Raw genomic sequence first — 18,583 nt, 5'->3', positions numbered from 1 at the left:
AGTCGAACATTGAGTTGACCTCAGGCAAGTAATCGTATTTTGCGAAGTTTATCTCCCTTCTCTCGCTGAACAAATCTCTCCAGTTTCAGCGGCGACCAGCCCAGTTGGTTAGCCCGACTTCTTCTTCCCAAAAAGCTAACACGGAATTAACGAATTCCAAGCACGATCTTCGCAATCGATTTCTAGAATCCGACCACACGCAAGTGAGCCATCGAGTATCCCACGACGGGGCCCTCACTACGGCATTGCCGCCAAGAGTGGCAGCGCGTTTTTACACACCGATTCACCATTCGCTGAGATAAGGATTTTCTCAATGAAAAAAGCCTTCCGCTGCGGTTTTACCTTAGTCGAACTTTTGGTGGTAATCGCCATCATTGGGGTACTTGTTGCTCTGCTGCTACCAGCAATACAGGCTGCTCGGGAAGCAGCTCGCCGCAACACATGTGTTAACAACCAAAAGCAATTGGGACTAGCAATATTGAATTTCGAATCAGCGCAGGGGCGACTGCCACCGGGGGGACCTACTTGTACTGAGTGGTATGGAGGGCCACTGTCGTTTCATGTGAGTGGTACTCAAGTTGAGAACGCGGAGTGCTACGGGCCAAATTGGTACGTGCAGATATTGCCCTACATTGAACAGCAGGCACTTTCGGGCATCGCCAGCCAGGCTCTCAATGATCCGCAAAACTTCCAAGAAGCTAACCCAGCAGATAATTGGGACGCGAAGCGTGAGACTGAGAATGGTGGAAATGGCACTGGGCTGGGAGCACATATTGCGGACTTCATGCTTTGTCCTAGTACCGACACGGGAAAAACTGACACTTATTTTAATGACGACGATGATGGGACAACTGGTGTGGCTTTGGGGCACCTGAAGAAAGGCAATTACGCGGTCTGCTTTGGCGGTGGGTACATGATCCACGCGACGCCTCCAGGGTCTAAACCCTACAATCTTCAGTCAATGAACGACATTCGCAGAGAGCCGTCTCAAGACAATAAGATCGTCCAGGGGCCCCCTGATTTGCTGAATGGGGTCTTCGGTATGGTTCGAGTCGATAAAAATCCCTCTACAGCTCGCATGGGGCGGGGTGTCAGTATTGCGCAGGTGCCAGATGGAATGTCTAACACGATATTGTTGAGCGAGGTGCTTGCGTGGAACGAGGAAAACGCGCAAGGGTCGGGTGATCTTGGTATGACTGGCAATGATGATTGGCGAGGGACTTGGATGGTGCCAGGGATGGGGGCTAGTGTCTTTAGCGGCCTTACTCCACCAAATTCGGAAACGCCTGACGATATTCCCGCCTGCGGATCTGGAATACAGAATTCCTCTGTTGCTACGCAAATGCCCTGTTCTGATAAGGGGCAAAACGGTGGCTTTACTTTCGCCGCTACCCGCAGCTCGCATCCTGGCGGAGTCAACTCGGCAAGAGGAGATGCGTCTGTGCACTTTGTTGAATCGGAGATCAACGAAGATGTGTGGCAGGCTGTCTGTACTCGAAACGGTGCCGAGGCAGTTGACCACTAGCTTGACCGGATCGGAACTCAGAGTGTGGCATGGCGTACAAATCGAACTCTAGATTCTGCAAACCTGCCATGGAAAGGCTTCTTAAAGATCTATTCCTTCCATTGATGCGCAGGAATTCCAGGGCAATTTTGAAAGAAATAGAACACACACAAAATTAACACATGCGACTACTGAAACTTCACAAAACATCAATACACTCGCAGCAGATTCAACCACATTACTTCGTTCTTCCTAAGAGACTCTTACTTCTTCACCTTGATATCAGCAGGATAACTCTCTCATGGCCAAGAAAAACCGCTCTCCGTTCAGCAGAAGACGCTCCCAAAAGTCGAATAGCAACTACCGCAATTCTAAGCGGACAAACCATACCTTTGAGTTGCTGGAGTCTCGTCAAATGCTTTCCGCTACGTCGTTTCAAGACGGTGTAGGTGGGTATTCGAACACTGAGGATACGGTCCTCTACTCTATTAGCCCCGATAGCAACTTTGGTTCAGAAACTAGCATCAGCCCCGATCAACAGGATGCGAATGGTGTTCGACAGGGGCTTTTGCGATTCAACGATATCATAGGTAGTCTCGCGGGCCAGGTGCCATTGGGTTCAACCATAAACTCGGCAACGCTTCAAGTAAGTGTGGTCAACTCGTCTACTGCCCAAGTTCAGATGAGCCTCTATCGAATGCTTGAAGACTGGTCCGAAGGATTGTCAACTTGGAATAGCTTCGGAGAGATCGGGGGTGTCCAATCTTCTGAGGGAGAAGCTACGGGAGTTCCGCCTGACGCTATTCTTTTTGATCCCAATACGGGCGTGATGAGCTTCGATGTGACCCGTTCGTTGCAAAACTGGGCTGCAGGTCAGGAGAATCTAGGTTGGCTCCTTGAAAGTACTGCTACCGACGGATGGGACTTTGAGACCTCCGAAGCTGCCGTTGCCGACCGTCCAAAACTTACAGTGGACTACACGGCACCAAGTGGAGCTGGCAACATCGAATTTATCGAGACAAAACTGGTGCAGGCCGAAGGTAACTCGGGTCCTACAACTGCGCAAGTGACCATCAGCCGACTGGGTGGCGTTGCCGGTGAGGTGAGTGCGACCTATACCGTAGCCGCCGGTACTGCAGGGGGTGGCGACTTCGTTGCGAATACAGATACCGTAACATTCGCCGACGGTGAAACACGTAAGACTATTGACGTGGTGATCAACGGCGACACTGCGTTGGAAGGTAACGAGACAATCACTGTTACTCTCAGCAATGCCACTGGTGGGGCGACAATCGGAACGAAATCGGTTGCAACACTGACCATCGCAGACGACGATGCTTTGATCAATGAAGTGCTGGCGAATGTCTCTGCCAGCGATCCGCAAAATATCATTACCGACGAGACAAATCACGAGTATATCGAACTAATCGGAACTCCAGGTGCGTCACTTAATGGCTACTACTTTGTGGTCTTCGAAGGCCAAGAAGAGGAAACTGCAGGAACCACCGATCAGACTGGCAGTGGTGTGGCCGATTTGGTAGTCGATCTATCAGGGCAAACATTTGGTGCCAATGGCCTGCTCGTGCTCCGTCCCACAGACTGGGTTTACACGAGCCACCCTGACACCAACGAAATGATCGTAACGGCGCTCGACGCCGTTGCCGGTGGACTGGAAGACGATTCGCAGACATACGCTTTGGTTCGCAGTAGTGTGCCAATCGTTCAAGGAACTGACTACGACACCGTTGGTGAATACGTTAACGCCACGAGAGAGTCAGTGGACTCACCACTTGGTAGTGTGGGTGTCCTTGACGTTGGTCCATTTGCTGACGGTACTGCCCAAATGGTTGATAGTGTCTCGGTCTTCAACGGTGGTAGTGACCGTGACCGTGCCGCTGTGACACCTGAGATTGGTTTGCCAGGCGTACATATCCATCAGCCCACGGGGGCTTCCGACAGCGGTAATGTGGCGTCGGATGCCCTTTCTCGCCGGGAAGGGAATTTCATCCCCAACACGATTGGTGCCTGGTTCAATGGGGACATCCTTGACACGCGGGTGGACGATCCAGTGATCGAGTATCTCAATGGCACGACAAGAATCAGTGTGGTAGCACCTGGGGGATCTGTTCTTACTCCGGGTACTACCAATACTCTCCGCAATGTTACTGTTTCCTCCGCCGTCTCAAGTGTTGACGAAGCCGGTGGTCCCATGGTGACCTTTACGGTTACTCGCACGGGTGATGTGTCTCAGGCAATCGATGTTCAATATACGACCGTCAATGGCACCGCCCAGGCAGGCGCCGACTATGTTGCTCAGAGTGGTACTCTCAGTTTTGCCATCAACGAAGATACCAAAGAAGTCATGGTCCAGGTCATAGACGATGGTATTGCCGAAGGCTTTGAAACTTTCAGTCTTCAGTTGACAGCAGTCGATACCCCATTTTTGATTACTGAAAACATTGCCACGGTAACCATCAATGACGCCGATGTCTTAGTCGCGACGTTCCAAGATGGCGTGAATGGATACTTTGGTACGGATGATTCTTATGTTGATGGTGAAAATCAATTCGCTCAGTTAGGTCTCGATAGCAAAGTCATCGTGGACGACGCAGCGGGCGATCCTGATTTTGGCGGAGCCGAGGGTGCTGACATCCGCCCCCAGCAGGGACTGCTAAAATTTGAAGATGTATTTGGAGCAGGACTCGGACAAGTTCCAGTTGGTGCCCAAGTGTTCGGTGGTTTCTTGACGCTAAACGTTACGAACAATTCTTCTTCTAGTGCGGGGATCGAGCTGTACCGCATGTTGCAGAACTGGGATGAACTTGCGAGTTGGATCGATCCGCAAGGCACTCTTGGTAACTCCATTGTCAACGGCATTACACCAGATGGCATTGAGGCCACTTCAGTGGCTGATAGTATTGTCACCTTCCCTGGCCAAGCAGGTAAGGTACAGGTGCCACTGAATCAAGCAACACTCCAGGCTTGGTCCACGGGAAGTCTCGATAATTTCGGATGGTCAATCGTTTCAGATTCTGACTCGAGTTGGGAATTCTCGTCCAGCGATGTGAGTGTGGTCAATCTGCGTCCCGAGTTGACGATCCTGTATACGGCCCCATCGGGTGCTGGCGAGTTCGCGCTAGTCGAGGCTAAACAGGAAGTCAACGAAGGAGGAATTGCCACGGTAAAAGTTCAGCGTGTCGGTGGCTCCACGGGCGCTGCTTCGATCGATTATTCCATTACGACAGGTACTGCCCAGGCAGGTGACATTTCCGGAGCAACATCTGGCACTTTGAACTTTGCCAATGGCGAGTTGTTCAAGACTTTCCAGGTTCAAACGGTTGGAGATAATACTCTCGAAACGAACGAGACGGTCAATATTACGCTAAACAATGGTGCCGTGGCAGCAGGACTTGGGGCAGCAACACTCACAATTCGTGACAATGACGCTAGTCTTACGAGCCCACCTGTCTTGGTGAGTGAGATCGTCTACAACCAACCAGGCAATGACGGTGGTGCTGAACTCTTTGAATTGACCGGCACTCCAGGTGCTGCACTCGGTTCTTTCTATGCCGTGGTAATAGCTGGCGACATCGGGGCCGACCAAGGTGCAACGGACTTGGTCGTTGACCTCGGACAATACGAAGTGGGTGCAAATGGGACGGTCCTCATTGGTTCACAGAACAATTTCGCCTGGGATGTTCCTGCAGGTACGACCTTTATTGGGTTGCCGGAGCTCGATGTCGAATTCTTGGGTGGCAATGACAATGGCACTTCTACGTACGCCTTGGTATACAGTCCCTTTACTCCACTACATACTGGTCGTTTCGACTACGATTGGAATAACAACGGTGGCTTAGAACTACCAGTGGGAGCTGAGATCGTCGACTCGATAGCAATTCGCGACAATAGCTCGACTGATAGTACCTACGGTGGTGGCGCCAACACGTTGCAGACCAATCCGACTTCTTCCTACGATGCTGTGTCGAGGTTGCCCGGAACGACTGCCCGTAATAATGCGGCATCGTGGTACGGTGCGGACTTGTTTGGAAGCAACGACGCCTTGATCTACGACGATAATTTCTCGACAGGCTTGCCTTCCGTTGGGGCCGCGGTCACTCCTGGTGAATTGAACACAGGGACTGATCTCCAGAACCCGATTGCGACGATTGACTCAGTTGATACGAGTAGCGGTGTGGTTATCCACTTCAATGGCACGGTTTCACAAGTCCTTGTGGGAGATGGTACCAGCTACGAAGGTCCTGGAGTTGGCCCCGGCATTAGCGTTACTAAGACCGATGGCACCCAGATTCCCGGTGTTAACCCTCTGCCAGTGGTATCAGGCTTTGGAACCAGCTCGCTATCTCTCTCGTTCCTTGGCACAGGGACGATTGGAGGCCAATTGCCAGCTGGCACCTACAATTTGAATTTCATCGGGGATAGTGTGGTGGCCAACGGTCGTGCACTCGATGCAGCCGGCACGGGTTCTCCCAGTAACACTTCGATACAGATTTCAGTAGCTTCGACTGGAAGTTCTGCCGACTTCGATGGCGACGGCGATGTCGATGGGCGTGACTTCCTAGCCTGGCAACGTGGCTTTGGAAAGCCTGCTGCAGTTAAGGCGGATGGTGATGCCGACAACGACATGGACGTTGATGGAGAGGACCTCACCGTCTGGCAAGGTCAATACGACACCACTCCCCCCTTGGTTGCCTTCAGCACAGCGAGTGACGAAGCAGAGCCTGCCCCGGAAGTCGCTACAGCCTCATTCGCGTTCACCGGCAATGCTTGGGTAGCTCTACCGACAGCTCTAGCCACAGCAGGCGTTACCGACGCAGTGTTTGAAGCGGAGTTCTCTGCGGTTCCCTCTCGGTCTATCGAAACAGAAACGATTGACGCTGCGTTCACTAGCAATGTAGTTGACCCTCTCGACTCGTTGTCCTCTGAAGTAGAGGAAGAATCAGCCTTTGACGATGCTTTTGCAGATTGGGACGAGTTGACATTTGTAGCCGTTTAGAGCTTTCATTTCGCATTCCTTTTGGCAATCTGATAGATTCTTTACTGGATGAGGGAATTCAGGAATGGAACGACTTGAGGTATCGGCCACCTGGGGCAGGGGTGGCCGATACTCTCGCCTACAAACATTGCCGGCCAATTCACTGACATCTGCAACACTATTTCTATGGACTTCGCATTTGGAAAGAAGAAGTCACTTTAGCTATCGCCCTACTTCGTCGACTTCGTAGAGACTGTCCTCCGCCCGAACCTCTGCCCAACGCTCTGGGCAGGGGTTGTTCGATTGGCGAAATGCGGTCAATGTGCCAGCAGCTTGATCGCGAAGAAGCCACCGATCAACAGGGCGAACAACGCCAGCGTGATCCATTCGAAGTGGCGTTCGAGAATCATGCGCACCGACGGGCCGAACCACCAGAGGCAAGTTGCCACCAAGAAGAAACGCGCCGAGCGGCCTATCGCCGAGGCGAAGATCAGGGTTTCGAGTGAGACATACTGATGAAAGACACCCGCTGAGATCGTGAACACTTTGTAGGGTATCGGTGTGAATGCGGCGGCGAGGATTGCCCAGAAGGCGTTCGCCTCGTACAGCTTGCCGACGTACTCAATACGCTCCGGAGTGACCCCCGGAACGTAGTTGTAGAAAAAACTACTCAGCGCCGCCCAGGCGGCAAAGCCGATCAACCAGCCGACGATTCCCCCCAGCACGGAGCCAACAGCACTCACCGCGGCATAGAAAAAGGAACGTCGCGGCTTGGATACCGAGAGCGCGATCTGCAAGAGATCGGGGGGCAGCGGGAAAAAAGAACTCTCGGCAAACGAGATCAAAAACAGGGCAGGGGTGCCGTAAGGGGTCTCCGCCCAGGAGAGCATCCAGTTGTAGAGCCGACGAATAGGGCCTGTCGGCGCAGCCTGGGGCAACCCCGTGGGGAGGGTGCTTGCATTTTCGCTCGCTTTACGTTCCGCTTCCATGGCATCTTCTATCGGGGTTGTTGACATGAGCGGAATGGCGCTAGCCACCGGTTCTTCAATGCTACCGGCGGCTAGCGCCGATCCGCTCACTTTGTGGTAGGTAATCGGGCTACCATCCTAGATTTACTTTAACACATTTTCTCGACGCATTGCTCAAGGGCCTTGAGAGCAACTATATTGTGAGTCGCGCCAGTAGGCATTGTAGCTTCTAGAACTGGTGCCATGAAACAACCGCAAATTGATTGGCAACACTGTGATCTTTATTTGGCTCGGTTTTTTAGTACTGATCGCAGTGCTGCTGTTCCTGGACCTGGGCCTGTTTCATCGCAAGGACACGGTGCTTACCTTCAAGCAGGCCCTCGGCTGGACCGGCGTCTGGATCGCAGCGGCACTGGTGTTCAATGGGTTTGTCTATGGCCTGTACGAGCAAAATTGGCTGGGATGGACAGATTACAAGTCCCATCATTTAAGCGGTTCCGAGGCCGCACTGCAGTTCTTCACAGGATATGTCGTGGAGAAATCGCTGTCGATGGACAATCTGTTTGTCATCGCCATGGTCTTTGCCTATTTTCATGTCCCGCTCGCCTTGCAACACCGCGTCCTGTTCTGGGGCATCTTCGGGGCGGTCGTGTTGCGTGGCATCATGATCGCACTGGGGAGCGTGTTGATCACTCGCTTCGAGTGGATCATTTATGTCTTCGGCGCCTTTCTCGTGTTCTCTGCTGCCAAGATGCTCTTTGCCAAGGAAGAATCGTTCAGCCCCGAGCACAATCCGCTGATCAATCTCACCAAGAAGTTTTTCCCGGTGACTCACGAATTCCACGGACATCATTTCTTCGTCAACGTGGCTGGCAAGACCATGGCAACGCCGCTATTTCTGGCTCTGGTACTGGTGGAGAGTAGCGACGTAATGTTCGCGGTCGATTCGATCCCCGCTGTCTTTGCGGTGACTCGTGATCCGTTTATCGTATTCACCTCCAACATCTTCGCGATCCTGGGTCTACGGTCGTTGTATTTTGTCCTCGGCAGTATGATGGAAAAATTTCGCTATCTCAAACCGAGCATTATTGTTCTCTTGGCCTATGTAGGCTTTAAGATGTTGCTGTCGCACTACTACCCAATCCCCAACGGCGTCTCGCTGGGGATCATCGCCGCGATCCTTACCACGGGGGTCGTGGCGTCACTCGTTGCTGATAAGAAACAGTAGGCCTAAACAAGCCGTGCACGGTTCCGACAAACTTACTGCCGCGCTGAATCTCTGTTGGTCAACTTGGCCGCCAGTTTTTCTATGGTAGCTGAATTCGCAAGAATTCAGTCGGTCCTGAGCGAACTTGAATTCTGGCGAATCCAGCTACGGCTTCGAAGCCGGCCCGAGTCGTTTCCATGCTTCTGGCTCTCGACTATTCGCTCTTGGCCGACCAGATTGCGTAAAGCCACGAATTTCTGCACGCTCTTGCGCACCGTGGCGGGCAACTTGGCACGGCCAATTCTCATGAAACAAAAAAACAAAATACAAAACTAAATCATTTTTCGCGATTTATCCCTTGTTTTGTAGAGTGTGTCAAATAGTATTGTAAAGCAAAATTCGTCTGCTTATTGTCAGGGGGAGCCATCTTGCAAGTAAGCGAGTCCCCTGGAACCTACCGACGGACCTCTAGCCGCGTCCCTGCCGCGGTGCAGGTAGGGAACGGTCCTGTTCAAGCGAACTGCCAAGACCCAAAAAATATCCCAATCAATGAACCTCCGCTCTGTTGAGCGACACCCATTATCGCGAATCGAGTGGCCATTTTCTACAATGATTTTTGGGCCACGCGGGGGGGGCAGGGGAGGAGATTGCGGAATACGGATTTCGGAGTGCTGAATAGAAGAGGGAATGCGGAAGAGATTTATGAGTGATGATTGGCTAAATGCAAATGACTAGCGGCTAATGACGAAATGGGAACTAGGAGGTAGTAGGCCGGAACAAGCCGTGCGCAGTTCCGGCAGGAATCGGGTAAGTTGTTTAACATGAGAGAACGGAGGGAACGAAGGAAGAATGATCCAAGGCCAAACATCCACCAAGCAAAGCTTCGCCGTGGCGAACCACTAACCACTCGCCTCCCTATTCACCCTGCTGATCGCACTTTGAGATGGATGCCTTCGTGTTTTTGCAGGGATGCTAACAGTGCGGTGAAATTCTTGGCGGTGGGGTTTCCTTTGAGGCTGAGCATCCGCATGATGCTTTTGGGGTTCTTGCCAATCTCTTCGCCCAGTTCTTGAAACCCAACCGTGGCGTTGATGTAATCGCGGAGCATCATCTTAGCCGCATCGATCTCGCCACCCAGATAGAGCTCGGAGGCTTCGGCGATCAAAGCCGCCCCGTACCCTCGGCTCTTTTTGGCACGTTCTTTGATGCTTTCAGTAAAGGGTCTAGTTCGACTCATCGTTCTTTTTCCTGCTCTTATATTCTGCCCAGGCAGCTTTTGCGTTGTTGATGTCTTTCGTTTGACGACTTTTTGTGCCGCCACCGAGGAGGAGGATCAATTTGGATCCGTCTCTGGCAAAGTAAATTCTCAAACCGGGTCCCCAGTGAATTCGCCTTTCACTGACTCCTCCCCCGACCGGCTTCACATCGCCAAAGTTCCCCGCCTTCATGAGGTAAATTGCCGAAACGACTTTGGCATGTGCCTTATCAGTGAGTTTTGCCAACCAATCGGCGAAAGGGTTTTTCTCAGCTTCGTCGATGTACTCGATGACTTGGATCTCGGATTTTGCCATCTAGTAAAGGGTAACTTAAATGTTACCATGTGTCAAGCGGCTTTCGTTAGGATGGGATTGAAGAGCAGAGAGTGGGTAGTGATGATTGGCGAATTTTCTTCTGAGCGTAACGGCGCTAGACGCTGGTGTGTGAGTTATTTACCGCACAGTCGTAGCGACACAGAGGGGCTGAGGGGGGGCCGGTAATCTATGAGTGGTGGATGGAACCAATCACTCATCACTCGCCACTCAATTTCCCCCGCTGAGCTCACCCTGAGCTGAGTTCCCATAGGCGACTAATCGCCAGCCTCCATTGATGCCTACCTGGGATACTAACTTGTCGAAATTAGCGGGGGATTGAAGGGGGAATGAAAGGGTCGCGAGTTGCAAGACACTACTCCGAATTTGGCAAGCTGCGAACGTTAGTTACCGCACGGGAAGGGAGGAATCTATTACAGCGGAGTCGGTTTTTCGCTGGGAGAAGAATCTTGATTAATGAGAGATAAATGGACGCACGGACGCTATGCTGCCAACCACTGCTTGTGGCGACAGGTACCGTGAGATAGACTGCAAAGATGGGTAATCCTCCTTAGGGCGTTCTGCGTCGTGGCCTATCTACACACTTCGTGAATAATTAGATCTTATCTGCATTTTTGTGACGAATAACAAGTTTTGTTCCTCGAAATCCACCCTGAGAAAACTCCATGACAATCCGTATAGGAAAAAAGGGAATCTCTGACCAGCAGCAGCATCTTCTCGAGCGGTGCCGTCGTGACTCCACTCCCCACAACTTGCTCGATGCGTTCATGACGTTGATAAATGACCGAGAGATCCGTGATGGTGAAGAAGCGTTACATCCAAGTTGGTTCGATGTATGGGAAAAACGGCGGGCAAGGATTTCGCAATTTGGTCCGGATGAGTTAGTCGAGCAACTAACGACATTTTTCAATCAGGCTAGGGAACGCGATCCAGAAGTCACCGAGCTTGATCCCCAAAATCAACGCATTTGCTTTCTCTTGGGTGCGGGCGCGTCAAAACCCGAACCATCAGGCATCCCCACCGTGAAGGAGCTGCTGCCCGACCTCCTTGCACGTGCGCGCCGGCTCGACCGAGAAGAAGTAACTCGTTTGGCTGAATTCTGCGAAAGCACAGGTATTGATAATATTGAAGATCTACTTACGGCTGCCCAAATTTCAGAGTTTTGCGGTCGCAACCCCACGATTATGCGATTAATAGAGTTCCTACTATTTCGTGAGGACCACTCGGATGTTGGCTTCCGGCGCTCTCGCCGAGCTTCCGTGGATGTGTCGTCTGTCGCATTCTTGCAAGATACGCTCCAAGTATTGTTTGGTCTATTATCGAGCCGAATGCTACCCGCTGAGCCTAACGAAGGTCATATCGCCATCGCAAACTACGCGAGGGATCGCGGCGATACTCGTATTGTTACAACGAATTACGATTGTTGCATGGACCTCGCGCTAAGTAGTCTTTCCGTGCCTTATAGATATCCTCTTGACTTTGCGAATTCACAACATGTGCCGCCTTCCTCGGATAATCCTATTAATTTGGTAAAGCTTCACGGTAGTCTCAATTGGTTCTATTGCGAAACGTGTCAAGAAGTCCATTGGATCGACATTCAGAAAACAGTGGAAGACTACAATGACGATCGTGCCCTGTATCCGGTGATCGGCGTTTGTCGGACCTGTGGTGGTCAGCGTCGAGGACTACTTGTACCACCGCTCGCTATGAAGTTCGATGTAGCTCCTGCTTTGAATCCTCTTATTGAAGAAAGTGCATCCTCATTCGGCGATGTTGATCTCATTGTCGTCGTCGGTTTTTCATTTGCGGATGCAGACTTGTACATTTCAAGGATGGTTAGCAAGGCGATGCAGGCTAATCCGAATACGAAGATGCTAATCTTCGATCCAATGATTGGTGTGGTTCAGAAAGTTCGTGAGAAGTTCTCCGTTAGAATTCCCGACTTTGATTCATCTTCAAGAATCCTTTCCGTTTGTGGTGACTGCTCGAAGACGCTGCCGAGGTTCTTAAGCGGAGCCTATCGCCAATCCGAGATGACTGGCTCGAATGGAGATGCAGCGGCTGAATACGCATCAGTCGAGACAGGTGCATAACAATGGCATGAACGCGGAGCCGCCGAAAGTGCGTTTTCAAGTGGAGCTTCAACCGTGACGGCCCGGTTATGCCATATGTTAGCAATTCAAGTGGCTCGCAAAGTGCAATTATGGTAGACACGAACGATAACAGCGGACCAGCCACGGATGAACAGCCGAAGCTACTTTCGCAACTCAATTGGCACGCTGCCAACGCCGGCGGAGCATTACGAGGCATATCGGAGTACCCGCTGTATTCCGACACTCATATCGTAGGCGAACGTCCTGACGAATTTGGCCCCTATGCGTTCTTGAACGCGGTACCGTTGCCCGATGGGCCCGGCAATGTCAACGCTCCGATTGTTGTCCGCGTTTCGCTTCATCTCGACACGCACCACCTTCCGAATATGTCGCAAAGGGATGAGTCGCTCTATCACGGTGGTCTCCTTATTGACGAACTTGCAGCCCTGATATCATTATGCGTCGGCGCAAGAATGCGGGCTGGTGGTGAGTCCCGTAGATTTGAGCCAGGAAAAGACCCACTAGGACGACCGGCAGCATGGAATGATCGGCCAAAACCCAGCGTCGGTGTTCGATTAGCCCCTATTATCAAGCTTAAGACCGGTGTCGTCCTTCGATCAAACAATATCGTTCTGCCTGCCGCCGTTGGTACACATTCGCTTGACGAACTCGACTTGCTGTCCTGCATTCCGCGGCTGTCCTCCAAACAATACGTTAGCCTAATTCGCGCTGCCAACCATTATCAGGATGCACTGTGGGTCGCTGAATCGGAACCCAACCTTGCATGGCTTATGCTCGTTTCCGCTCTAGAAACTGCAGCCAACGAATTCACCTCTGAAAATGGCGCCCCAGTTGAACGGCTGAGATATTCGATACCTGAACTTGCTAGCGTCCTCGAAGAAGCAGGTGGTCCGAAACTTGTAGCGCGCGTTGCTGACCTCATTCAACACAGCCTCGGCGCCACAAAGAAGTTCATCGATTTTACGCTAAACTTTTTGCCCACCGCACCTGCTATGCGGCCGAAAGAAGAATACTTACGAATTAAGTGGGACAAAGATTCACTTAAGAAACACGTACTGCGGAAGGTGTATGCCTATCGTTCTCGCGCGCTCCACGGTGGAATCCCGTTTCCCGCACCAATGTTCGAGCCGCCATATGCTGGGGTCGATTTCCAACTATCGGAAAAACCTCTAACGGGTCTCGCGTCACATTCGCACGGCGGTACTTGGATGCCTGAAGATCTTCCCATTAACTTGCATTGTTTCCACTACATTGTTCGTGGCGCACTTATGAATTGGTGGCATTCAATGGGCGGAGATGGCTAAATTATTGATTTACGTGAAGCATCGCTTGCGCGCGGATTCAAATAGAAGATCAGCCCTCCGTGACCGGTGATCGGGGACTTTAGCTAGCATAATAATACGTGGCAGAATTACACAACTATGGGTCACCGATAGAGAAGTAATTGCGAGCGATCAACGGCGGCAGAAACCCTTGATCTGAACAAGACGGGATCATATCGGCACGGCGAATCTTCGATGAGAGGAGAAAAGGTGGTTAGCTCCGATCGGCACAAGAGAGAGTCGCTAGGCGCTGGTTGCTAGGCGCTAGTCAGAAAATTGGCGAGCCGTGAACGTAAGTGACCGGAGGGGAAGTTGAGAGTTATGATTGATGTTGTGGGGATATGTGGATAAGTCGATGGCGCAGCGGACGTTTTCTGAGATAGAGCATGGCTCGGTAGCTTATGAGCAATCGCTGGCGCTGCGTGATGAGGTGCTGCGCAAGCCGTTGGGGCTTCATTTTTCTGACGAGGAGTTGGAGGTGGAGCGAGGTCTTTATCATCTGGCCTGTCAGGAGGAGCGGCAGGTGCTCGGTTGCCTGGTGTTGGTGCCTCATGAGGACGGCACAATTCGAATGAGACAGGTCGCGGTGGCAGCGCACGTTCAGCGGCAGGGGATTGGACGCGCGCTGACGGAGTTGGCCGAGCGGTTGGCGAGGGAAAGAGGCTTCTCGGCAGTCACCCTCAACGCGCGAGACACTGCCGTTGGGTTTTACGAGAAACTTGGTTACCAACGGGTGGGGGAACCCTTTGTAATGGTATCGATTCAGCATTGGTTTATGGAGAAAGAGTTGTGAGTCGTGAAGAAGGCGCTAGGCGCTGGTTGTTGGGCGCTAGTCAGAAAGAGCTGGAACTGGGGATTGGGGATTGGGGACAGGATGGAGTTCTCGCAGTGACCGCAGAGCCGCGGAGAGGGGGGATGATAGTGGTGGGATTGAGGTCGAATCGAGTAGACAGATTGTAGCACCACTCTCCGAGTGGTATTTTCTCCGGCCGTTTTTCTCTCTGCTAAGTAGCCTTATCGAAAAGCGATTGCCACGAAAAGCACAAGAAGGCACGAAAACAATTAAGTGCCTATCCCAAAACGTAGAATGGGACCCCGTCCCGTTTGGACAAATGCTCTAGATCTCGGGTCGGGGACCCAAGCTACTTTGTGCTACTAACGATTCAAAACTTCGCAGCTTACAAAAATTATCTAAACGCAGAGGACGCCGAGCCGCGGAGATACGCAGAGAAATCTTATATTTCCTCCTCTGCGCCTCTGTGATCTCTGCGTTTATTTGATATTCGGTTGCGGCCACCGGCCGCGCTGGGCTTTTTGTGGCAATCTGAATGAGGCACTCACACACGAGGGAGATTTCGGAATGCGGAATGCGGAATGCGGAATGATGAATGCGGAATGATGAATGAGGAATGAGGAATGAGGAATGAGGAATGAGGAATGAGGAATGAGGAATGAGGAATGAGGAATGAGGAATGAGGAATGAGGAATGAGGAATGAGGAATGAGGAATGAGGAATGAGGAAGGCGCTGGTTACTGGGCGCTAGTCAGAAAGAGCTGGGGCTGGGAACTGGGGATTGGGGTGAGTGACCCTCTCTGAGTGGGATCTGTCGCTCAATGGGAACTGAAACGCTCGCGGTGATTTGTCAACTCGAAGAATTCCGGCTCGGAGAGTCGCATCTACTCTGCCGGTAATCCACTCGGCTTGTTTCGGCCTATGCGGTCTGGCTACAATCTCAAGCTATGCAAGACTACGAAAAACGCGGGTCCTTTTATTTAGGCAGAGACTATGATCTCGCCCAGCGCAAGGTTGCTGGAGAAAAGGTGCTCTATGACAGTAGCGACCTGACGACCCATGCGGTGTGTGTCGGCATGACCGGCAGTGGGAAAACGGGGTTGTGCCTGTCGCTGATCGAAGAAGCGGCGCTTGATGGGATTCCGGTGATTGCGGTCGATCCGAAAGGGGATCTGGGGAATTTGCTGCTGGCGTTTCCCGATCTGTTGCCTGCGGACTTTCAACCTTGGGTTGATCCTGCGGTTGCCGTGCAGAAGGGGATGACCGAGCCCGAACTCGCCGAGCAGACGGCCACTTTATGGCGCAAGGGTTTGGCCGAGTGGGATGAATCGGGGGAGCGAATCCAGCGGTTCAATGATGCGGTCGACAAGGTGATCTATACTCCCGGCAGCAGTGCGGGGATACCGTTGAGCATTCTCAAAGGCTTCCATGCCCCGCCCCAGGAAGTGATCGACGATACGGACATCTATCAGGATCTCGTGCAGTCAACTACGCAAGGGGTGTTCGCATTGTTGGGGTTGGAAGCCGACCCCGTGAAGAGTCGTGAGGCGATTCTGGTTTCCAACGTACTCGACCATGCCTGGCGTGCTGGTCGCAGTCCCGACTTGGCGGGGTTAATTCACGATATTCAGCAGCCGCCGTTTACCAAAGTGGGGATCGTTGACCTGGAGACTTTTCTCCCTGCACCGGCGCGACTGGAATTGGGTATGAAGCTCAACAATCTGTTGGCCTCTCCTTCGTTTGCCAGTTGGCTGGAAGGGAGTGCGCTCGACATCAATCAATTGCTCTACACGGACGAGAAAAAACCGCGATTGTCGATTCTCTCGATCGCCCATTTGAACGACTCTGAGCGGATGTTCTTTGTTACGATTCTGCTCAACGAAATCGTGGCGTGGATGCGCTCTCAGCCAGGCACCGGTAGTCTGCGGGCGATTCTCTACATGGACGAGGTTTTCGGCTACTTCCCGCCGACGGCCAATCCCCCCAGCAAGAAGCCGATGCTTACGCTCTTGAAGCAGGCGCGGGCGTATGGGCTGGGTGTGGTGTTGGCGACACAGAATCCGGTCGATCTCGACTACAAAGGGCTTTCGAATGCGGGGACTTGGTTTCTGGGACGACTGCAAACCGAACGCGACAAGATGCGCGTGCTGGAGGGGCTCGAAGGGGCCTCCACCCAGGCTGGGGCGACGTTCAATCGACAGCAGATGGAAGCGACGCTGGCGGCGTTGGGGTCGCGCGTGTTCCTGATGAACAATGTGCACGAGAACCAACCGCGCGTCTTTCACACCCGCTGGGCGATGTCGTATCTGCGCGGGCCACTGACCAGAGATCAGATCCGCACTCTCATGCAGCCGCGTCGGGCGGAGTTTGCACACGAAGCATCAGCAGAATCAGATGCCAAGGCAGAACTCACCAATGGCGGGTCGCAGATCAATACGCGACCGGTATTGTCTGGTAGTATTGTCCAGAAATACTGGCCTTTTGGAGAGGAGCTGGCCGAGGATTGCCGTCTGCAATATCGGCCGGGAATAGCTAGCGATGTCAAACTTCATTTTGTCAAGTCGTCGGCCGGCGTGGACTTCTGGCGGAAGGCAGTTGCATTGCAAACAGTGGATGACAAGCTGCCTGGGCCGATGTGGAATACGGCCATGCTGCTGGAGAACACACGCATGCTCGAGGATGCGCCGCCCCATGAATGTGAGTTTGCCGTATTGCCGTCTCCTTTGACACAGGAGAAAAACTACACTCGGTGGGACAACGATTTGGTCGATCATTTGTATCGGACCGAACGATTGACGACTTGGCGATGTGAACTTCTTGATTTGAGTTCTCATGCGGGAGAGTCTGAAGCAGAGTTTCGTGCGAGGCTCGGCGAGTTGGCACTCCGCAAGCGATCCGAACTGGTTGAGGATACCAAAAGTGACTACGCCAACAAGATTAATCGCGCCGAAGCAGCCGTTCGCAAGGCGGAAGACTATCTTAATTCGCAAAGGTCCCAGTTTTGGATGCGGCTTCTTGAGATGCTGCTGGTGGTTGGCGACGCATTGATGGGCATTTTGGGCAAGAAACGTTCCTCCCGCCGACAACCGACAACTGCAGTCGAGCGCACCATGCGGGAGCGAGGCCAACAATCGAGGGCCGAAGAGCAGCTCGATGAAAAAGTCGAAGCCTTGGATCGCTTGAAAGACGATTTGCAATCCCGTATAGAGCAAATCGAGCGAGAGTGCGACCCCGCAAATCTCAAGTTGGAAAATGAAGTAATCACTCCCCGCAAGAGCGACATCGATGTCGGTCCGGTGGTTCTGGTGTGGCTGCCGTGGAAGATTGACGATGCAGGACAGGCCGAACCGGCGTGGTAGTACTAGGCGTATCGACCTGATTGCTGGGAATCAGACTTCATCATTGGTCGTATTGGCATTCCCCGCTACAATAAGTTTTTCACTGATATAGCAAGCCTACTGCGGAACTTAAAAAATGCACTTAGCGCGGCATCTCCAACGACCTGGCACCCTGGCGCGTTTACTCGGATTGTTTTTCCTCTTGGCTACCACCGGCTGCCAGCAGCAGGTTGCGGGAAAACTGTTGGGGACTTGGGTTGGTCGTCCAGATACTGCGTCAGCCCGTGCCGAACGGGAAGCAGAAAAGTATGGCAATCGGACGGGAAGCGGCAACTCCCAAGAATCCGATGTTGCTAAGGCCGAGACTGATTGGGAAGCCTACGACGTTGAACTTCGATTTGAGTTTATCGATCACCAGCGATTGAAGATGTCACTGGCCAATGGGTCGGAACCAATATCTGCCACTTGGCAAGTTTTGGAAACCTCTCCCACGGGATGCATGATTGAAGTGACAACTCCTTCGCAGACAGAAGAAGACACCACGGTAGCACGCCAGTTTGAACTTGAAATGGATGAACGCGACGGGCAGGTGGTTGGATTTCTCCTGACGGAATCGGGGGCAGACCGCCAATTGGGGGCCATTTATTTTTCCCGCGCTGGTTAGTGGAAGCAGATTGACTGTAGCGAAGGGAATGAGTTTCGTTGTAGCCTATCGATTAAACTCTCAGGTAGGGTGGGCATCGCCCACCAACCTC

At 52.4% G+C, this 18,583-nt stretch carries 11 protein-coding genes; 8 read left to right on the top strand and 3 right to left on the bottom strand.

Translation table 11 applies throughout. The features are described from left to right. Positions 1 to 313 precede the first annotated feature (313 nt). A complete protein-coding gene (locus Pr1d_RS19720; protein ID WP_148075119.1) occupies positions 314 to 1,525 on the top strand; it encodes a DUF1559 family PulG-like putative transporter in 1,212 nt (403 codons plus the stop codon). Positions 1,526 to 1,919: 394 nt separating this feature from the next. Beyond that, complete coding sequence (locus Pr1d_RS19715) at positions 1,920 to 6,518, top strand: Calx-beta domain-containing protein (RefSeq protein ID WP_168205366.1); 4,599 nt, start codon at positions 1,920 to 1,922, stop codon at positions 6,516 to 6,518. 296 nt (positions 6,519 to 6,814) lie between these two features. On the opposite strand, the gene Pr1d_RS19710 is transcribed toward Pr1d_RS19715, so the two are convergent. After that, positions 6,815 to 7,486 (bottom strand): YqaA family protein, encoded by a 672-nt coding sequence (locus Pr1d_RS19710; RefSeq protein ID WP_210417787.1) that lies wholly within the window; start codon positions 7,484 to 7,486, stop codon positions 6,815 to 6,817. A 238-nt stretch (positions 7,487 to 7,724) separates the two neighbouring features. Here Pr1d_RS19710 and Pr1d_RS19705 point away from each other — a divergent pair, with 238 nt between their 5' ends. Next, positions 7,725 to 8,693, top strand: coding sequence for a TerC family protein (locus tag Pr1d_RS19705; RefSeq protein WP_210417786.1), 969 nt, complete (start codon positions 7,725 to 7,727; stop codon positions 8,691 to 8,693). An 898-nt stretch (positions 8,694 to 9,591) separates the two neighbouring features. On the opposite strand, the gene Pr1d_RS19700 is transcribed toward Pr1d_RS19705, so the two are convergent. Both Pr1d_RS19700 and Pr1d_RS19695 read right to left on the bottom strand, forming a co-directional pair. Next, on the bottom strand, positions 9,592 to 9,909 hold the full coding sequence (locus Pr1d_RS19700) for a helix-turn-helix domain-containing transcriptional regulator (protein ID WP_148075117.1): 318 nt from the start codon (positions 9,907 to 9,909) through the stop codon (positions 9,592 to 9,594). Next, positions 9,896 to 10,243 (bottom strand): type II toxin-antitoxin system RelE/ParE family toxin, encoded by a 348-nt coding sequence (locus Pr1d_RS19695; protein WP_210417785.1) that lies wholly within the window; start codon positions 10,241 to 10,243, stop codon positions 9,896 to 9,898. The genes Pr1d_RS19700 and Pr1d_RS19695 overlap by 14 nt, the downstream gene beginning before the upstream one ends. A gap of 683 nt (positions 10,244 to 10,926) precedes the next feature. On the opposite strand from Pr1d_RS19695, the gene Pr1d_RS19690 reads away from it, so the two are divergent. From Pr1d_RS19690 to Pr1d_RS19670, 5 genes are all read left to right on the top strand, one after another. Then, positions 10,927 to 12,354, top strand: coding sequence for an SIR2 family NAD-dependent protein deacylase (locus tag Pr1d_RS19690; RefSeq protein WP_148075116.1), 1,428 nt, complete (start codon positions 10,927 to 10,929; stop codon positions 12,352 to 12,354). A gap of 110 nt (positions 12,355 to 12,464) precedes the next feature. Continuing rightward, positions 12,465 to 13,679, top strand: a complete 1,215-nt coding sequence (locus tag Pr1d_RS19685; RefSeq protein ID WP_148075115.1) for a hypothetical protein — start codon at positions 12,465 to 12,467, stop codon at positions 13,677 to 13,679. Between the two features lie 346 nt (positions 13,680 to 14,025). Then, the gene (locus Pr1d_RS19680) at positions 14,026 to 14,490 is read left to right on the top strand and encodes a GNAT family N-acetyltransferase (RefSeq protein WP_210417784.1); all 465 of its coding nucleotides are present in this window, start codon (positions 14,026 to 14,028) and stop codon (positions 14,488 to 14,490) included. A 947-nt stretch (positions 14,491 to 15,437) separates the two neighbouring features. Then, positions 15,438 to 17,849, top strand: coding sequence for an ATP-binding protein (locus Pr1d_RS19675; RefSeq protein ID WP_148075114.1), 2,412 nt, complete (start codon positions 15,438 to 15,440; stop codon positions 17,847 to 17,849). A gap of 115 nt (positions 17,850 to 17,964) precedes the next feature. Next, positions 17,965 to 18,492 (top strand): hypothetical protein, encoded by a 528-nt coding sequence (locus Pr1d_RS19670; protein ID WP_148075113.1) that lies wholly within the window; start codon positions 17,965 to 17,967, stop codon positions 18,490 to 18,492. Positions 18,493 to 18,583 lie beyond the last annotated feature (91 nt).

Origin of the sequence: Bythopirellula goksoeyrii, from assembly GCF_008065115.1 — a bacterium.
Lineage (GTDB): Bacteria > Planctomycetota > Planctomycetia > Pirellulales > Lacipirellulaceae > Bythopirellula > Bythopirellula goksoeyrii.
The sequence above is the reverse complement of the archived record's forward strand: the minus strand, read 5'-3'. Positions and strand labels throughout refer to the sequence as shown.